16 protein-coding genes, 1 tRNA gene and 1 pseudogene are annotated in these 14,542 nt (G+C 68.5%); 9 read left to right on the top strand and 9 right to left on the bottom strand.

Annotation, left to right across the window (positions count from 1 at the left end; translation table 11 throughout):
• Positions 1-42: 42 nt before the first annotated feature.
• Positions 43-1,218, bottom strand: a complete 1,176-nt coding sequence (locus OVA28_RS04800; protein WP_268095951.1) for an acyltransferase family protein — start codon at positions 1,216-1,218, stop codon at positions 43-45.
• Between the two features lie 124 nt (positions 1,219-1,342).
• Between OVA28_RS04800 and OVA28_RS04795 the strand changes: the two genes are divergently transcribed.
• The 4 genes from OVA28_RS04795 to OVA28_RS19095 all read left to right on the top strand — a co-directional run bounded on the left by OVA28_RS04795 (position 1,343) and on the right by OVA28_RS19095 (position 4,474).
• Positions 1,343-2,023, top strand: a complete 681-nt coding sequence (locus OVA28_RS04795) for a response regulator transcription factor (protein WP_268095950.1) — start codon at positions 1,343-1,345, stop codon at positions 2,021-2,023.
• The gene (locus OVA28_RS04790; RefSeq protein ID WP_268095949.1) at positions 2,020-3,216 is read left to right on the top strand and encodes a sensor histidine kinase; all 1,197 of its coding nucleotides are present in this window, start codon (positions 2,020-2,022) and stop codon (positions 3,214-3,216) included. Before OVA28_RS04795 ends, OVA28_RS04790 begins: the two co-directional genes overlap by 4 nt.
• Before the next feature lie 107 nt (positions 3,217-3,323).
• Positions 3,324-3,920 (top strand): FAD-dependent oxidoreductase, encoded by a 597-nt coding sequence (locus OVA28_RS04785; RefSeq protein ID WP_268095948.1) that lies wholly within the window; start codon positions 3,324-3,326, stop codon positions 3,918-3,920.
• Complete coding sequence (locus OVA28_RS19095) at positions 3,920-4,474, top strand: FAD-dependent oxidoreductase (protein ID WP_326493735.1); 555 nt, start codon at positions 3,920-3,922, stop codon at positions 4,472-4,474. Before OVA28_RS04785 ends, OVA28_RS19095 begins: the two co-directional genes overlap by 1 nt.
• A 440-nt stretch (positions 4,475-4,914) precedes the next feature.
• On the opposite strand, the gene OVA28_RS04775 is transcribed toward OVA28_RS19095, so the two are convergent.
• From OVA28_RS04775 to OVA28_RS04760, 4 genes and pseudogenes are all read right to left on the bottom strand, one after another.
• Positions 4,915-5,790 carry an NAD(P)H-binding protein gene (locus OVA28_RS04775; protein WP_268095947.1) on the bottom strand — a complete coding sequence of 292 codons (876 nt, stop codon included), beginning with the start codon at positions 5,788-5,790 and terminating at the stop codon, positions 4,915-4,917.
• 82 nt (positions 5,791-5,872) lie between these two features.
• Entirely contained in the window at positions 5,873-6,352 is a 480-nt protein-coding gene (locus OVA28_RS04770; RefSeq protein WP_268095946.1) for a MarR family winged helix-turn-helix transcriptional regulator, read from the bottom strand.
• A 119-nt stretch (positions 6,353-6,471) separates the two neighbouring features.
• Positions 6,472-7,024, bottom strand: a pseudogene (locus OVA28_RS04765) (MmyB family transcriptional regulator).
• Between the two features lie 243 nt (positions 7,025-7,267).
• Positions 7,268-7,357, bottom strand: a tRNA-Ser gene (locus OVA28_RS04760).
• A 142-nt stretch (positions 7,358-7,499) separates the two neighbouring features.
• On the opposite strand from OVA28_RS04760, the gene OVA28_RS04755 reads away from it, so the two are divergent.
• Both OVA28_RS04755 and radA read left to right on the top strand, forming a co-directional pair.
• Positions 7,500-8,522 carry an SGNH/GDSL hydrolase family protein gene (locus OVA28_RS04755; RefSeq protein ID WP_268095945.1) on the top strand — a complete coding sequence of 341 codons (1,023 nt, stop codon included), beginning with the start codon at positions 7,500-7,502 and terminating at the stop codon, positions 8,520-8,522.
• A gap of 9 nt (positions 8,523-8,531) precedes the next feature.
• Positions 8,532-9,893, top strand: a complete 1,362-nt coding sequence (radA, locus tag OVA28_RS04750) for a DNA repair protein RadA (protein WP_194659700.1) — start codon at positions 8,532-8,534, stop codon at positions 9,891-9,893.
• A 48-nt stretch (positions 9,894-9,941) separates the two neighbouring features.
• Here the strand turns inward: radA and OVA28_RS04745 are convergent, their stop codons facing one another.
• On the bottom strand, positions 9,942-10,928 hold the full coding sequence (locus OVA28_RS04745) for a VanZ family protein (protein WP_268095944.1): 987 nt from the start codon (positions 10,926-10,928) through the stop codon (positions 9,942-9,944).
• Positions 10,929-11,113: 185 nt separating this feature from the next.
• On the bottom strand, positions 11,114-11,497 hold the full coding sequence (locus OVA28_RS04740; RefSeq protein WP_268095943.1) for an SseB family protein: 384 nt from the start codon (positions 11,495-11,497) through the stop codon (positions 11,114-11,116).
• Positions 11,498-11,778: 281 nt separating this feature from the next.
• Here OVA28_RS04740 and OVA28_RS04735 point away from each other — a divergent pair, with 281 nt between their 5' ends.
• Positions 11,779-11,985, top strand: coding sequence for a cold-shock protein (locus OVA28_RS04735; protein ID WP_071278847.1), 207 nt, complete (start codon positions 11,779-11,781; stop codon positions 11,983-11,985).
• Positions 11,986-12,101: 116 nt separating this feature from the next.
• Complete coding sequence (locus tag OVA28_RS04730) at positions 12,102-12,530, top strand: hypothetical protein (RefSeq protein ID WP_268095942.1); 429 nt, start codon at positions 12,102-12,104, stop codon at positions 12,528-12,530.
• Between the two features lie 28 nt (positions 12,531-12,558).
• On the opposite strand, the gene OVA28_RS04725 is transcribed toward OVA28_RS04730, so the two are convergent.
• Together OVA28_RS04725 and OVA28_RS04720 are read right to left on the bottom strand one after the other, a co-directional pair.
• A complete protein-coding gene (locus OVA28_RS04725) occupies positions 12,559-13,248 on the bottom strand; it encodes a hypothetical protein (protein ID WP_268095941.1) in 690 nt (229 codons plus the stop codon).
• Between the two features lie 64 nt (positions 13,249-13,312).
• Positions 13,313-13,855, bottom strand: coding sequence for an amino-acid N-acetyltransferase (locus tag OVA28_RS04720; protein ID WP_268095940.1), 543 nt, complete (start codon positions 13,853-13,855; stop codon positions 13,313-13,315).
• A gap of 162 nt (positions 13,856-14,017) precedes the next feature.
• On the opposite strand from OVA28_RS04720, the gene OVA28_RS04715 reads away from it, so the two are divergent.
• On the top strand, positions 14,018-14,470 hold the full coding sequence (locus tag OVA28_RS04715; protein WP_268095939.1) for an SRPBCC family protein: 453 nt from the start codon (positions 14,018-14,020) through the stop codon (positions 14,468-14,470).
• Positions 14,471-14,542: the final 72 nt, after the last annotated feature.

Raw genomic sequence — 14,542 nt, 5'->3', positions numbered from 1 at the left:
CCAGGATCGAAGCACGAAGGGCGGCGGCGTCGGCGGCTCGGGTCACGGCGCGGGCGGGGTGACCTCGTCCGTCCGAGCCCGGTCAAATGCGGGCGCAGGCCGGTCGGTCATGCTGATCCGCCTCGATGGTGTGCTGAGGCGTGCGGGGAGCGCGACCAGCCATCGCCGCGCTGGTTTCTCGACGGTCGGATGCAGGATCGAGGCGATCGCGAGGGCCGCGTTGAGTGCGAGTACCGCCAGCGCGAACCCGATGACCGCGGGCCGAGCCGGATCAGGCGGGACGAGCGCTGCGATGGCGTCGATGACCAACAGGTGAACGAGGTAGAAGGCGAAGGACCGTTCCCCGAGGGCGATGAGCGGCGGCGATGCGAGGACTGTCGCTCGGCCCGTGACGTCGGCTCGGGCGAGGGCGGCGATGAGGAGCGTGAAGCCGACCACGGTGAACCCGACGAGCGCGAACGGCGACGATGTGTAACGGTCGGCCGCGGCGAAGCCGGCGGCAGCTAGGAGAGCGGACATGAGGACGCCTGGTCCACGCCATGCTCCTCGACGCAGCAAGCATGCGACCAGCACGCCGATGATGAACTCAGGCAGTCGCGCTGGCGGCCAGCTCGCCGACGAGAGCCCCCCGGGAAGGCTGCTCAGGAGGATCGGCATCCCAAAGCTGAGCAGCACCGACACTGCAGCTGCGATCCACAGTCCGGCGGTGCTCGTCCTGGTCGCGATGGAGATCACGAGCGGGAAGGCGAGGTAGAAGAACGCTTCGCACACCAAGGACCAGGAAACCGGGTTGCCTGTCTGCCACCAGGGGCCGTGCCAGTCGCTGATGAGGAAGAAGTTGGCGAGGAGCGCTTTTGGGGAAGCCGTCGCGATACTCGGTACCAGCAGGCGTGCGAGCAAGACGGCAGCGATGACCGCGATGAAATGCAACGGGTAGATGCGCGCGAGCCGTCGCCACCAGAACGTCGTCGCACGTGTTCCGCTCTGGTGACCCCAACCGAGGATGAAGCCGGACAGGATGAAGAACAGCGACACCCCGGTGGCTCCTGCGCCCATCGTTGCGGTGAGGAGCGTCTGCGACCGACCGTCGACGAGGCCGAGGTTGCGGACGTGGTACGCGAACACGGTGAAGGCGGCGATCCATCGCAGCCCGGTCAGCGATGGCAGCGTCGACGGCCTGTCGAACGGCTGCGTCGTCGCTTGCATGGTGGAAGGCATGCCCTCATCCCACGAGGTGGAGCGTCGCGTCGTCGTTCGTGGTTTTCCTTACGCCTGCGTTACACCCCGTGTGGTCTGATGTGCGTGCCGCGGCGCCCTCACCGCACCCGGCAGAAGGAGACCCGTGCGCGTACTCGTAGTCGAAGACGAACCGTTCCTCGCCGACGCGATCCAGACGGGCCTACGCCTCGAAGCGATCTCCGCTGACGTCGTCGGTGACGGCATCACGGCGCTGGAACGGATCGCGGAGAACGAGTACGACGTCGTCGTCCTGGACCGTGATCTGCCCGGCATGCACGGAGACGACGTCTGCGCACGAATCGTCGCCACGAACACCGGGCCGAGCGTGCTGATGCTGACGGCCGCGACGGCGCTGGCGGACCGCGTCGATGGGCTCCGCCTCGGCGCCGACGACTACCTCGGCAAACCGTTCGAGTTCGAAGAACTCGTCGCTCGACTCCGCGCCCTCAACCGACGCAGCCGACGTCCTCTCCCCCCGATTCTGGAACGCGCTGGCGTTCGCCTGGATCCGTTCCGACGCGAGGCCTACCGCGGCGACCGATACCTCAGGCTGTCCCGGAAGGAGTTCGCGGTCCTGGAGGTGCTGCTCCGCGCAGAAGGCGCCGCCGTGAGCGCCGAGCACCTCCTCGAGAAAGCGTGGGACGAGAACGCGAACCCGTTCACCAACGCCATCCGCGTCACGATCTCGAGCCTGCGGAGACGCCTCGGTGAACCGGACGTCATCCGCACCATTTCTGGCGTCGGCTACGCGATCGAACCAGGCATCGGGGAGAGAACCCAGTGACGGCACCGCACCCACAACGGCTGACGATTCGACTCCGTCTGACGCTGACCTACACGGCACTCATCCTGCTCACCGGCGCGGTCATGCTCGCGACGGTGTTCGCGGTGCTCGCGATCGTGCCCGGATACGCGTTCACAGCGGGCCCGTTCCCGTACGGCACGACCCATGACCTGTACACGATCCACGACCGAGGTGACGTCCTCCGGCTGTTCCTGATCGTCTCGCTCCCCGCGCTCGTCGTCATCGGCGGTGCGGGCGGGGCGATCAGCTGGATCGTCGCCGGTCGTCTGCTCAGACCGCTCCGGGAGATCGCGGAGACCACGGGGACGCTCGATGATCGGAACCTCGACGCCCGCGTCGTCGTCGACGGTCCCGACGACGAGATCCGTGAGGTCGCCGACACCATCAACGCGATGCTCGACCGGCTCGAGGCATCGTTCGTCAGCCGGTCGCGCTTCACGGCGAACGCCTCACACGAGCTCCGCACGCCGCTCGCTGCGATGAAAACGATGCTGCAGGTAGCCATGCGAGCAGACCACGACCCGGACACCGCGCAGACGATGAGCCGGCTGCACGCGACGGTCGATCAGATGACCCAGATCACCGGAGCGCTCCTCGAACTCGCGCGCGGCAACTCCGAGTTCTCCGACCGACCGGTCGCGCTCCGTGACGAGGTCGCTTCAGCGCTTCGTGCCGCCGACGCCGACCTGCTCGCTCGACGGCTGCACGTCACCGTGCACCTCGACGACGCGGTCGTCTCCGGAGAACCAGTCCTCATCCGGCAACTCGTCACGAACCTCATCCGCAATGCCATCGTGCACAACATCCGCGGCGGCTGCATCACCATCAGCGTCACCATGAACCCTTCCGTCGTGTTGACGGTGGAGAACGACGGCCGGATGATCACAGCCGAGGAAGCGCTGACCCTGACCGAGCCGTTCCGACGTCTGGCCCGCACCCACAGCGACGGCAGCGGGTTCGGGCTCGGCCTCGCACTCGTGCAGAAGGTCAGTACCGCACACGGCGCATCGCTGCGCCTCAGGCCCCGTCCGGGAGGCGGCCTCGTCGTCGCCGTCGTATTCACCCCCTCAGCGTCACCACGCGAGGGACACGTCGACGACGGGTATACGAATACAGCGCTGACGTCCTGCACGCCTGACAGCGAACGTCTCGGCCATGTCAGCACGACGTGAGGGCTGCGTAAGCGGTCCAAGGGAGCATCACTCCTGACCACGAAGACCTACCGCGAAGCGGTAGGTCGGGTACGGCGCCGAACACCCCGGAACGAAGAAGGCACAGAATGAGCTCCCCCATCGTGATCGTCGGCGCGGGCCTGGCCGGCCTCACCCTCGCACGCGTCCTGCACATCCACGACATCCCCGCAATCGTCCTGGAATCGGACCCGACCCCGACTGCGCGAACGCAAGGCGGACAGCTCGACATCCACGAGGAATCCGGCCAACTCGCAATCGCCCTCGCGGGCCTCTCGACCGAGTTCCGTCGCCTCGTCAACGACGGGGCCGACTCGACCCGCGTACTCGACAGCTCCGGACACGTGCTGTTCGAGCAGGGCAGCCGTGGCGTGCGACCCGAAGTGCTCCGCGGTGATCTCCGCACGATGCTGCTCCACTCGCTTCCCGACGACATGGTCCGGTGGGGGGCGAAGGTCACTGGGATCACCAAGACGGCCGGTTCTCGGTGGAAGCTGCAGCTCGCCGGCGGCGCTGAAGTGGTCTCCGACCTGATCGTCGGAGCGGACGGGGCGTGGTCGAAAGTCCGACCGCTCGTGCACGACGCCACACCCACGTACTCCGGCACGACGTTCATCGAAAGCTACCTGCACGACGTCGATGTGCGTCATCCCCGAGCTGCTGAGCTCGTGGGGCCAGGGGCATGATGGCGCTCGCACCCGGCAAGGGCATCCACGCCCACCGCGAGGCCGGCCACATCCTGCACGGATACGTGCAGCTGACGAAGTCCGCAGAGTGGTTCTTCAGCATCGACTTCGGTGACCGTGCGGCGGCAGCGGCGCGGGTAGCCGCTGAGTTCACCGGATGGGCCCCAGCCCTCCTGGATCTCATCACGGAAAGCGACACGACGCTGGTCGCCCGGCCGATCTACACCCTCCCCACCCCATATCAGTGGGACCACTTCCGCGGTGTCACCCTGATCGGCGACGCCGCACATCTGATGGCGCCCGCTGGTGAAGGCGCAAATCTGGCGATGCTCGACGGTGCGGAACTCGGACTGGCGCTCGCACAGCGGGATGCCGTCGGTTTCGAGGAGGCCGTCGCGGGCTGGGAGAGCGTCATGTTCCCGAGGAGCGAGGACGCAGCTCTGCGCTCGGTGTTCGTCAACGACCTCACTCTCGGCGACGGAGCCCCCCATGCAGCGGCAGACTTCTTCACACGGGTGAGCGGCAACAGCGTTGAGGCTTCCCCGGCGGTGTGATCGTCGGGCGGCCTCGGGGGCGACTGATCCCGGGGCACCGCCGGCGGGTAGCGGTCGCCCGTTCGAACGACCGCCCCTGGGCGTCAGTGCGGCCGGTTGCGTCGAGTGGCCGTTTCGCGCTCGAGGGCGCTGACGCCGATCGCAATCGCCCGCATGATCGTCCGGTGTCGGTCCTCACCAACACTCAGGGCGAGTTCCTCGACGCGTCGTTGCAGCCGCTCGTTGCGGTTCCACTGCAGGATCGTCGTCCGCGGCAGGGACGCGGACGGGTTGATGAGGGCTCTCGGACGCTGCTCCGTGTGCCCACTCCGGGCCTTCGACGGGTTGCCCGATGACCGCTCATGGTAGGGCCAGTCGCTGCCACTTTCACATCACCACCTGTCTGCCATCACGCCGGAAGGGGCGCCTCGCTGTTCGCCGGACCGTCGCAGCGGCTGCCGCTACTCGCTGCGGCGGCCCGCCGCAGCCCAGCCGTGAACTGCTTGGCTGAGAGTCGTGGCGGGCCTGCCGATCAGGGCAGACAGATCCGTCGTCGTGATCCCCATACCACCGGTGCGGAGATCAGCGTTCATCGAGGTCAGGAAGCCGGCGGTGCGCGCATCCATCCCGAAGGAGATGAGCCGCTCGGCGTACTCCTCGTCGGTCACGGCGACGTAGGAGACATCACGACCGAGTTCCGCGGCAGCGATCGCGGCGAAGTCGTCGTAAGTCCACGCATAGTCGCCGGAGAGTTCGTACGTCCGCCCACCGTGGGTGGCCGCGTCGAGGAGGACAACGGCGGCAGCTTCAGCGAGATCGGCGCGTGTCGCCGAAGCGAGAGGTGCGGCATCCAGATTCGCCACGATCCTGCCGCTCGCACGCGCGGCATCGAAGTCGGGCCGGTGGTTCTCGAGATACCAGGCGTTGCGGAGGATCGTGAAGTCGACCCCGGCGGACCGCAGATACGTTTCGGTCTCGCGGTGATCGTCCGCGATCCGCAGCTCTGGTGCATCCGCATTGAGGACGCTGGTGTACACCACTCGTCTGACGCCCGCCCGCCGCGCGGCGAGGATCGTGTCGCGGTGCTGGCGCACACGGTCCGCTGCGAGTCCGGATACGAGCAGAAGATCGCTCACGCCACCGAGTGCCCGCTCCACGGAAGAGGGGTCAGCCATGTCGGCTCGAGCAGTCCGATACCCGAACCCGGCGAGGCCGGCGAGTTTCGTCTGGTTCCGGCCGATCGCGACAACCTCTTCCGGCGGCACGCCGCGCGCAGTGAGGTTGGTCAGGACGTCCTGCCCGAGCTGTCCGGTCGCTCCAAGTACTGCCACGGTCATGATGCGATCCCTTCTCGTCGTTGTGCTGCAGTCGCTGAGCGCTGGCGGAGCGTGCCGCAGGGTGCCGGTTTCATGTCGGCGTTCATGAGCTGACCCGCGTGTTGACGAGGCTCCGTTTGGTGCGTGCCGCGACGGTGCTCTCGATCGCGGTACCGCGGAGAACATCGGCCAGCACCTCCATCGCCGGGCTCAGATCTGAGTCCTGCAGCTGCTGGCGAAGCCACACCCGGAACTGCCCTTTCGCGTCTGCGGCATCACGAGCGAGCTGCTGTCCGCTCGCCGTGCAGGTCAGCTCGACCCGGCGGCGATCCTCTGCGCTCTCTCGCCGCTCCACCATGCCCGCGGTGACCATCCGATCCACCAGGCGGCTCGGATGACCGCCCTCAGCGAGTACGAGGCCACCGAGTTCGCCAAGCGACATCGGCCCGTGCAGCGCGAGCAGCTGCAGCACCTCCGCCTGGCTGGGTGTGATGCCCAACGGCTTCAGCACCTCGGTGAGGCGACGATCAGACTCCCGAGACACCGCCTTCGTCAGCAGCCCGAGCCGCTCCAACTCATCCATCCACACCCTCCACACACCATTGCGTGCTACAGCACACTATGGCCAAGCATAGAACCGTTCTGGCGGATGCGACAGCGGGCACGGGTGACGGCCCGAGTGCCGGACGTGCGGAGACGCTCTTATGACGGCGCTGCCGTGGTCAGCGTCGTCACGTCGGCGGTGGGTGCTGCCCATGCCTTGATCGCCTGCAGCGCGTCGGCGGCCTTGGAGCCGGGCGCGGCGGTGTAAACGTGCAGTGTCTGTCCCGGGCTACCGGGAACGGCAAGTGCTTCGTGGTCGAGGTCCAGGCGGCCGGTAAGGGGATGGTTGAACGACTTCCGACCGTAGGTGCATTCGAACACGTGGTGCGTGCTCCACGCCTGCCGGAACTCGGCGCTCTTGACGGAGAGCATCCCGACGATCGCAGTCATCTCGGGATCGTCCGGCGCCGTCGCGCCGCAGGATGGCGGCGTTGTCGGCGGAGACCGTGTCCCAGTCGACGTACCGGTTCCGGGCGTCGGGATCGAGGAACGTCCAGGCGACGAGGTTCCGTTCCCGGACCGGCCGAGTGCTGATGTCGAACAGGAGCTGCTTCGCGAGGTCATTCATCGCGAGGATCGCGGTCCCGCGTCCGAGAATGAACGCCGGCGCGCTCTCGAACGAGTCGAGCAACCGGCGCGCGCCAGGACGCACGCGTTGCGGTGCAGCCGCACCGGCGACTGCAGGCGTCAACCGAACGTCCGGAGTGCTTTCGCGCGCCCGAAAACCGACCGCGAGCGGCGCAGATCCGCGCAGTGCGAGTTCCGGCCGCGCGACCAGCGCCAGAGCCAGCGCAGAAACAGCCCCGAAGACGAGAAAAGCCCCCGGCTTTCACCGGGGGCCCTTCTGTTGGGTCAGACTTGCAAACGCTGAAGACCAGACTTGCAATCAACCCCATGGCGGTACCGGTGGGATTTGAACCCACGGTGGAGTTGCCCCCACACATGTTTTCGAGACATGATCCTTCGGCCGCTCGGACACGGTACCGGGAGAGAGTTTACACGATCCCGGAGGCCCCCGGCGACACCGCAGGTCGGCTCACCCTCCACAGGTGGCTGGCTGCACGGGCTCTCCACAGACCCAGCGTCCCCGCTGATCCGACGAGTCCCGCGGGCGTAGCGTCCTGGACATGAAGACGCGCACCCTCATCGCACTGATCTCCTCCGTCGGCGGCGGCCTCGTGGTCGCCGGTGGCGCCGCCATGGGCGCCCGGGCCGGGGTCAAGGGTCAGAAGGCGGCCTCGCAACGGGTGGTCGAGATGCTGCCCATCCACGCGGACTGGTGGCGCGAACGACTCCACCACGAGGGGCAGATCACGTACCTGGCGATCGGCGACTCCGCGGCGCAGGGCGTCGGTGCGACGGTCCCGTCCCGCGGGTACGTCGGCCTGCTCGCTCGACGGGTCCGACACCGCTCACGCATGACGGTCCGGGTCGTCAACCTCAGCGTGTCCGGGGCCACGACGTGGGGTGCGAAGCGGGACCAGCTCCCGAAGCTGCAGCACTTCACCCCGGACGTCTGCACGGTGTCGATCGGCGCGAACGACATCGCCGACTTCCACCCGGACAAGTTCGAGCGCAACATCCGGGCGATCTACGGCGCCGTCCCGTCCCACGCGGTGGTGGCCGAGCTGCCGTGCATGTTCTCGCCGGACCGCGAGCGCAAGGTCGCCGTCGCGAACGAGATCATCCACCGCGTCGCCGACGAACTCGGCCTGACCGTCGCACCGCTGCACGCGATCACCAAGCGCGTCGGGATCCGTCGCACGTTCTTCAACACCTACGGCGACCTGTTCCACCCGAACGACCGCGGGTACGAGGTCTGGGCCAGCGCCTTCGAGCCGGCGATCGACGCCCGAGTGGACACCGTCGCCGCGATCCGGCACTACCTCTCCGCACGTGAAGCCGAGGAGCTCGGGCGCGAAGCCGGCGCCGTGGCGAACGCCCGCGCGGAGCAGGACACCGATGGCGCTGACGACCTCGACCACACCCGCCAGGCCGGCCCTGTCGAGCGCCTCCGGCAGCGGATGACGGGGTCGGTCCCCACGCAGCAGGAGCCCGACGAACCGGCCGGCAGCGCTTCCGAACAGACTGACGCCGACGCCCCCGACGCCCCGTCGGAGCAGTCGGGTGATGTCGGCGGCCGGGCCTAACCTCGTCGCATGGCCCGCCCCCAGTCCACGTTCCGCTGCTCCGAGTGCGGGTGGACCACGATCAAGTGGGTCGGTCGCTGCGGTGAGTGCCAGTCGTGGGGAACGGTGGAGGACACCTCCGCCACCACCGCCAGCGCCCGCGGCACGAACGCCATCGCGGTCACCGGCACTCGTATCGCACAGCCGATCACCCAGGCCCGCGTCGGGTCGGTCCCCCGGTGGCAGACCGGCATCGGCGAGTTCGACCGCGTGCTCGGCGGCGGGATCGTCCCCGGCGCGGCCGTCCTGCTGAGCGGCGAGCCGGGCGTGGGCAAGTCGACGCTCCTGCTCGAGGTCGCCTCGCGTGCGGCGGCGATGGGCAAGCGCGTCCTCTACGTCAGCGCTGAGGAATCGGTCGACCAGGTCCGGCTCCGCGCCGAGCGCACCGGGGCGATGCACGACGACCTCTACCTGGCGAGCGAGGTCGACCTCGGCGTCATCCTCGGGCAGATCGACCAGGTACAACCCGACCTGCTCATCGCGGACTCGGTGCAGACGATCTCGTCGGCCTCGATCGACGGCATCGCGGGTGGCACCTCGCAGGTCCGTGAAGTCGCCTCGACGCTGATCCGCGAAGCCAAGCAGCGGAACCTGCCGGTGCTCATCGTCGGCCACGTCACCAAGGACGGCAGCATCGCGGGCCCCCGCCTGCTCGAGCACCTCGTCGACGTCGTCTGCCACTTCGAGGGCGACCGCCAGACCGCCCTCCGCTTCGTCCGGGCCCTGAAGAACCGCTTCGGCCCCACGGACGAGGTCGGCTGCTTCGACATGGCTGGCGACGGCATCCACGAGGTCCCCGACCCGAGCGGCCTGTTCATGTCCCGCAACGGCGCTCCCGTGTCGGGCACGTGCATCACGGTCGCGATGGAGGGCCGTCGTGCGCTCCCCGTCGAGATCCAGGCCCTTGTCGTCCCCAGTTCGGCGCCGCAGCCCCGCCGGGTCGTGAACGGAGTGGACTCGTCGCGCGTGGCGATGCTGCTCGCGGTCCTCGAACGCCGCGCGGGGATCAAGCTCTCGGACGCCGACGTGTACGTCTCCACCGTCGGCGGCATCAAGATCACCGAGCCCGGCGCCGACCTGGCCATCGTGCTCGCGCTCGCCAGTGCCGCGCGGGACCGCCCCTACCCGCACACCCTCGCGGCCATCGGCGAGATCAGCCTCGCCGGCGAGATCCGTCAGGCCACCGGAGCGAAGCAGCGTGCCAGCGAAGCCCGACGTCTGGGCTTCACGACCGTCCTCGGCGCGGACGCCGAACACCTGCGCGAAGCACTCCGCGTCGCGTTCTCGATGACGAAGTCCGTGCGCGAACGCGAGCTCGACGCCGCCTTCTGAACCACAGGAGCCCTGCGGACCGACCACCCGCATCGGTGACGAGCCCCGTCAGTCGTGCCGAGCCTCCAGGCCGTCAGCAGCAACACCGGGCGGCTGGCGGTCGTCCACGATGCCGAGCCGCGCAACGGCCGAGGCGAAGCCGCGGCGGTCCCGCGTCGCCCACACGCCGACGACGGCTGCCACGGCGAGCAGGAACGCCAGGACGTCCGAGAACGGCAGCGAACTCCCCGACAGCGCCGCCCACCCGCCGGAACCGAGCCCCCAGCGCACGAACCGCTGTCCGACGTTCGGCAAGGGCAGCGGACGGACCCGGGTGACGTGCTCCCCGAGGGTCCGTCCGGAGGCGAGCACGATGACGAGCTGCACAGCGGGTGCCACGAACGCGACCGCAGCGAGCAGGACCACAGTCAGCCTGGAGCGGTCGTCCACGCCGAGGACCGTCAGCGCGAGTGCGGTCCCCACGGTCAGCACCCCGGTCGTGAAGCTGATGGCGAGGACGTCGGCCAGCATCCCGAAGAACCGCCGCAGGGCGGTGACCCGACGCGGGGCATCGGCATCCGAGCGGCGGTCCGAGCCGACGATCAATGCGAGGAGTGGTGCGGCGAACGTGCCCAGCGCGGCGCCGGCGGTGTTCGCGATCAGGTCGTCGACGTCGAACAGCCGGTACGAGCACGGGTAGAGGAACCAGTCACCGGTCAGCTGCGTGAGCTCGATGACCAGTGAAACGACGACGCCGGCGGCGGCTCCGACGAGGAGTCCGCTGCCCACCCGGTGCCGCAGGACCGCGTGCCGCACGAGCGCCCCGAGGGGGATGAAGAGCAGGACGTTGAAGGCCACCTGCACCGCGGCAGGGTTCGTGAGCAGGGAGCGGGGTCCCGAGACGCCGCCTTCGCGCTGGATGTCTCCGAGGAAGGCGAAGGCCTGCAACTGCGGCGGACCCGACACACGACAGGCAACAGCAGCACTCTCGGGCAGCGGCAGGAGCGTGTAGGTCACGAGTGCGAGGGCGTAGACCAGCGTGGCGAAGGCCAGCACGCTGCGACGGAACCCGAGGCGACCGTGCCGCCGGTACTCGTACGCGGCGAACGGGACCAGCGCAGCGACCGCGAGGAACGCGCCGACGACGAACGCGATGATCCCCGGTCAGATGGACTCCATGAAGCGACGCTAGCGATCCTGCGTCTTCGGTGTCCGCCGGTGCGACCAGGCGAGCACGACCGTCAGGCTCGCAATGCGGCCAGCAGGTCGGCGGGGTCCGACTGCATCGTGTTCGGGCCGGCGATGTCGAAGAAGACGCCCTCGAGCGAGTCGAGGTGTGCGGCGAGGAACGCCTCGAGCCGCTCGGCGTCGTAGACCATGACCTGCCGGACCTTCTCGTCCGGGACCATCGCGGTGTAGGCGTCGGCCGACGAGAACAGCAGCAGGATGCGCTTCTCGGAGCCTTCCCGTCCGAAGACACGTACCTGCATGTCCTTCTTGCCGGTGACGAGCCTGGGGACGATCACGATGTCGTTCCGCAGCGCGAACGCGACCGCGGCGACGTCCTGCTGTGCGAGGGCCTCCTCGAGCTGTTCGCTCCGGAAGCGCTGTTCCTTGTCTGCCATCACCACCAAGTTCACCAGATTTTGTTCGATCCCGGCGACTTCGTCTGGTCCTGGCGCTCCAGACGCGCTAGGTTGGTGGAACCGCTTCGGCGGCGCCCAACGTCTGGACGAGGTGCAATGCCCCTCAACCGGACTCACGGGTCACTGGCCTCCGGGTCTGACCCCGAACCCGTCCCGCCGGCACCTGCCCGCGTGGCGCATCACCCTCGTCGACATACGACGAGGCTCCGTCTGCGTGTCATACCGCGATGGAAAGCAAGAACAGTTAAGGAAACGCCATCATGGCAACTGGAACCGTCAAGTGGTTTAACAACGAAAAGGGCTTCGGGTTCATCGCCCCGGACGACCAGAGCGCCGACGTCTTCGCGCACTTCTCGGCGATCTCGGGCAGCGGCTACCGCGGCCTCGAGGAGAACCAGAAGGTGGAGTTCGAGATCACCGAGGGCCGCAAGGGCCCGCAGGCGGAGAACATCACCGTCATCGGCTGAACCCCTGAGGAACGCTGACCGTCATCCGGTCGGCTGACCTCGAACACGACCGCGGTCGGACTCGATCGATACTTCGTCATGACGAAGTTCGATCGGCCGGCCGCGATTGTGTTTTCATGCACAAAACTCTTGCAGCAGTCGCCGCCCTCGCCGCGGTCACCCTCACAGTGACGGGCTGCGCGCAGCTCCACCAGCAGGTCGGCGACGCCTGGGCGGTCACCTACGAAGTCAGCGTTGACGCCCCGGACGCCAGCACCCTGAACGACGTCCGCTACCTCGGTGCCGAGCAGCGCGGCGACGCAGCGACCATGCGCACGATCGCGAAGGCCGCCACCCGCCCCGGCGCTGGCAACGGCGGTACGGCCACCTGGACCCACGAGTCCATCGTCCTCGCGAAGGACCCGGCCGCTGTCCGCGCGACGCCCCCGGCGGGCCGGAGCGCCACCTGCCGCATCCTGCTCGACGGCCAGAAGGTCATCGCGGAGGAGCACGGACTCGCGGGCAAGCCGGTGCGGTGCCGCGTCCAGACACCGGCGTTCGGGTAGCCCGGCCCCCGCGCCCTGCGCCCGTCCCTCAGTTGAGGATGAACTGCTTCGACGCCTTCGCCTGCAGCTCCCCCACCGCGACGTCCAGGTGGTAGCTGGCGCCACCCGCGGTCACGGCCGGGCGTGCGGCGTCGCAGGTGTCCTTCGACGACCGGGTGCGGTCCCACGCGATGGCTGGCGTGGTCAGCGTCTGCCCGGCCGTGATCGTGACGTCCTGGTTCGTCCCGCCGGTCTGGCAGTCCTTCGACGACCAGTACTGTTCCTGCCCGGAGCTGATCGTCAGGACCTGCTGGGCTGAACCGAGGTCCATGCTGCACGCGTTCGAGCCGGTGTTCTCGATCGACATCGCGATCTTCGGGTCCTCGGTCGGCCCGTAGGTGCTCTTGTCGAGGACCGGCGTCAGCGTGATCTGGTCGTCGGCGCACGCGGCACCGTCAGCAGCGGCGCTGGCGGACGGCGCAGGGGTCTCGGCAGCGCCAGCCCCAGCCGTACCGGACCCGGAAGCACCAGACCCAGAACCCGCGTCCGGCGAAGCGCCCGCGTCCGCGGACGACGAGGCAGACGCCGACGGACCAGCCGCCGGAGCCCCGGTCCCGCGCCCCACGACGATGAGCACGATGACGACCACCACGATCACGATCGCAGCGATGACCGCCAGACGACGGCGCCAGTAGACGACCGGCTTCTCGGGGCCGACGGGGTGACGGAGCGACGACATGCGCACAGGCTAGACAACCGCACGCACCCCACGGCGGAACCCCGCCGCGCACCGGGGGAACCCGTCAGAGGATCTTCAGCATGCGGGTGTTGCCGAGCGTGTTCGGCTTCACCCGGGCCAGGTCGAGGAACTCCGCGACGCCCTCGTCCGACGACCGCACGAGCTCGGCGTACACATCGGGGTCGACGACCTGCTCCCCGATCTCGAGGTACCCATGCTTCGCGAAGAACTCGACCTCGAACGTCAGGCAGAAGATGCGTGCGACACCGAGCTCGCGGGCGTCGTGCTCGAGCGCCTCGAGCATCCGGTGCCCCACGCGCTTGTGGATCCAGTCCCCGTCGAGGGCGAGCGTCCGGACTTCGGCGATGTCGTCCCAGAACACGGCGAGAGCGCCGCACCCGATGGGCGTCCCGTCGGGGCCCTCGGCGATCCGGAACTGCTGGATCGAGCCGTACAGGGCGACGTTCTCCTTGCCGAGCAGGATCCGGCGGTCCACGTAGGGGGCGATGAGCCGCTGGATGTGCGGCACGTCCGACGCGAGCGCGGGCCGCACCAGGATGCCGTGGTCGTCTCGCTCGTCGAACGCGTGCTTCCCGTGGTGAGTCATCCACACCACCCTACGGCGGGGCGGCAGGCCGGGCGGACAGCAACGAGGCCGCTCCGACCAGCCCGTGGGTGCGCCCGGGGGACAGCGTCGAGGCCCGCGTCCAGGGCATCGGCCTACGTTCGGCAGGGCAAGACGACGAGACAAGAAGCTCAAGGAGTTCCAATGCCCCAGATCATCGAGACCGTCGACGTCAACGTCCCCGTTCGCGCCGCCTACGACCAGTGGACTCGCTTCGAGGAGTTCCCCACCTTCCTCGACGAGGTGGAGAAGATCGTCCAGGTCGACGACACCACCACCGACTGGACCGTCAAGGTCGCGGGCCAGGAGCGTCAGTTCCGCGCGCTCATCACCGAGCAGCACCCGGACGAGCGTGTCGCCTGGACCGTGAAGGACGGCGAGACCGACCACGCCGGCGTCGTCACGTTCCACAAGCTCGGTGACGCCGAGACCCGTGTCACCGTGCAGATCGACTGGCAGCCCTCGGGCATCCTCGAGAAGCTCGGCTCCGCGGTCGGTGTCGGTGGCCACGCCGTCAAGAAGGACCTGCAGAACTACAAGGAGCGCGTCGAAGCGGCCCCCACGGCCGACGGCTGGCGCGGCGACGTCCAGGCCTGATCAGGCCGGCTCGCGTCGCATGACGTGAGCGCAGACAGACGGGAGGCCCGGTGCCAGCTGGCACCGGGCCTC

The sequence above is a fragment of the Curtobacterium sp. SL109 genome, assembly GCF_026672405.1.
Taxonomy (GTDB): Bacteria; Actinomycetota; Actinomycetes; order Actinomycetales; family Microbacteriaceae; genus Curtobacterium.
The sequence above is the reverse complement of the archived record's forward strand: the minus strand, read 5'-3'. Positions and strand labels throughout refer to the sequence as shown.

Coding starts and splice junctions, on each gene's coding strand:
- OVA28_RS04800 (WP_268095951.1), bottom strand. CDS start 1,218: ATGCCTTCCACCATGCAAGCGACGACGCAGCCGTTCGACAGGCCGTCG.
- OVA28_RS04785 (WP_268095948.1), top strand. CDS start 3,324: ATGAGCTCCCCCATCGTGATCGTCGGCGCGGGCCTGGCCGGCCTCACC.
- OVA28_RS19095 (WP_326493735.1), top strand. CDS start 3,920: ATGGCGCTCGCACCCGGCAAGGGCATCCACGCCCACCGCGAGGCCGGC.
- OVA28_RS04775 (WP_268095947.1), bottom strand. CDS start 5,790: ATGACCGTGGCAGTACTTGGAGCGACCGGACAGCTCGGGCAGGACGTC.
- OVA28_RS04770 (WP_268095946.1), bottom strand. CDS start 6,352: ATGGATGAGTTGGAGCGGCTCGGGCTGCTGACGAAGGCGGTGTCTCGG.
- OVA28_RS04755 (WP_268095945.1), top strand. CDS start 7,500: ATGAAGACGCGCACCCTCATCGCACTGATCTCCTCCGTCGGCGGCGGC.
- radA (WP_194659700.1), top strand. CDS start 8,532: ATGGCCCGCCCCCAGTCCACGTTCCGCTGCTCCGAGTGCGGGTGGACC.
- OVA28_RS04740 (WP_268095943.1), bottom strand. CDS start 11,497: ATGGCAGACAAGGAACAGCGCTTCCGGAGCGAACAGCTCGAGGAGGCC.
- OVA28_RS04735 (WP_071278847.1), top strand. CDS start 11,779: ATGGCAACTGGAACCGTCAAGTGGTTTAACAACGAAAAGGGCTTCGGG.
- OVA28_RS04730 (WP_268095942.1), top strand. CDS start 12,102: ATGCACAAAACTCTTGCAGCAGTCGCCGCCCTCGCCGCGGTCACCCTC.
- OVA28_RS04725 (WP_268095941.1), bottom strand. CDS start 13,248: ATGTCGTCGCTCCGTCACCCCGTCGGCCCCGAGAAGCCGGTCGTCTAC.
- OVA28_RS04720 (WP_268095940.1), bottom strand. CDS start 13,855: ATGACTCACCACGGGAAGCACGCGTTCGACGAGCGAGACGACCACGGC.
- OVA28_RS04715 (WP_268095939.1), top strand. CDS start 14,018: ATGCCCCAGATCATCGAGACCGTCGACGTCAACGTCCCCGTTCGCGCC.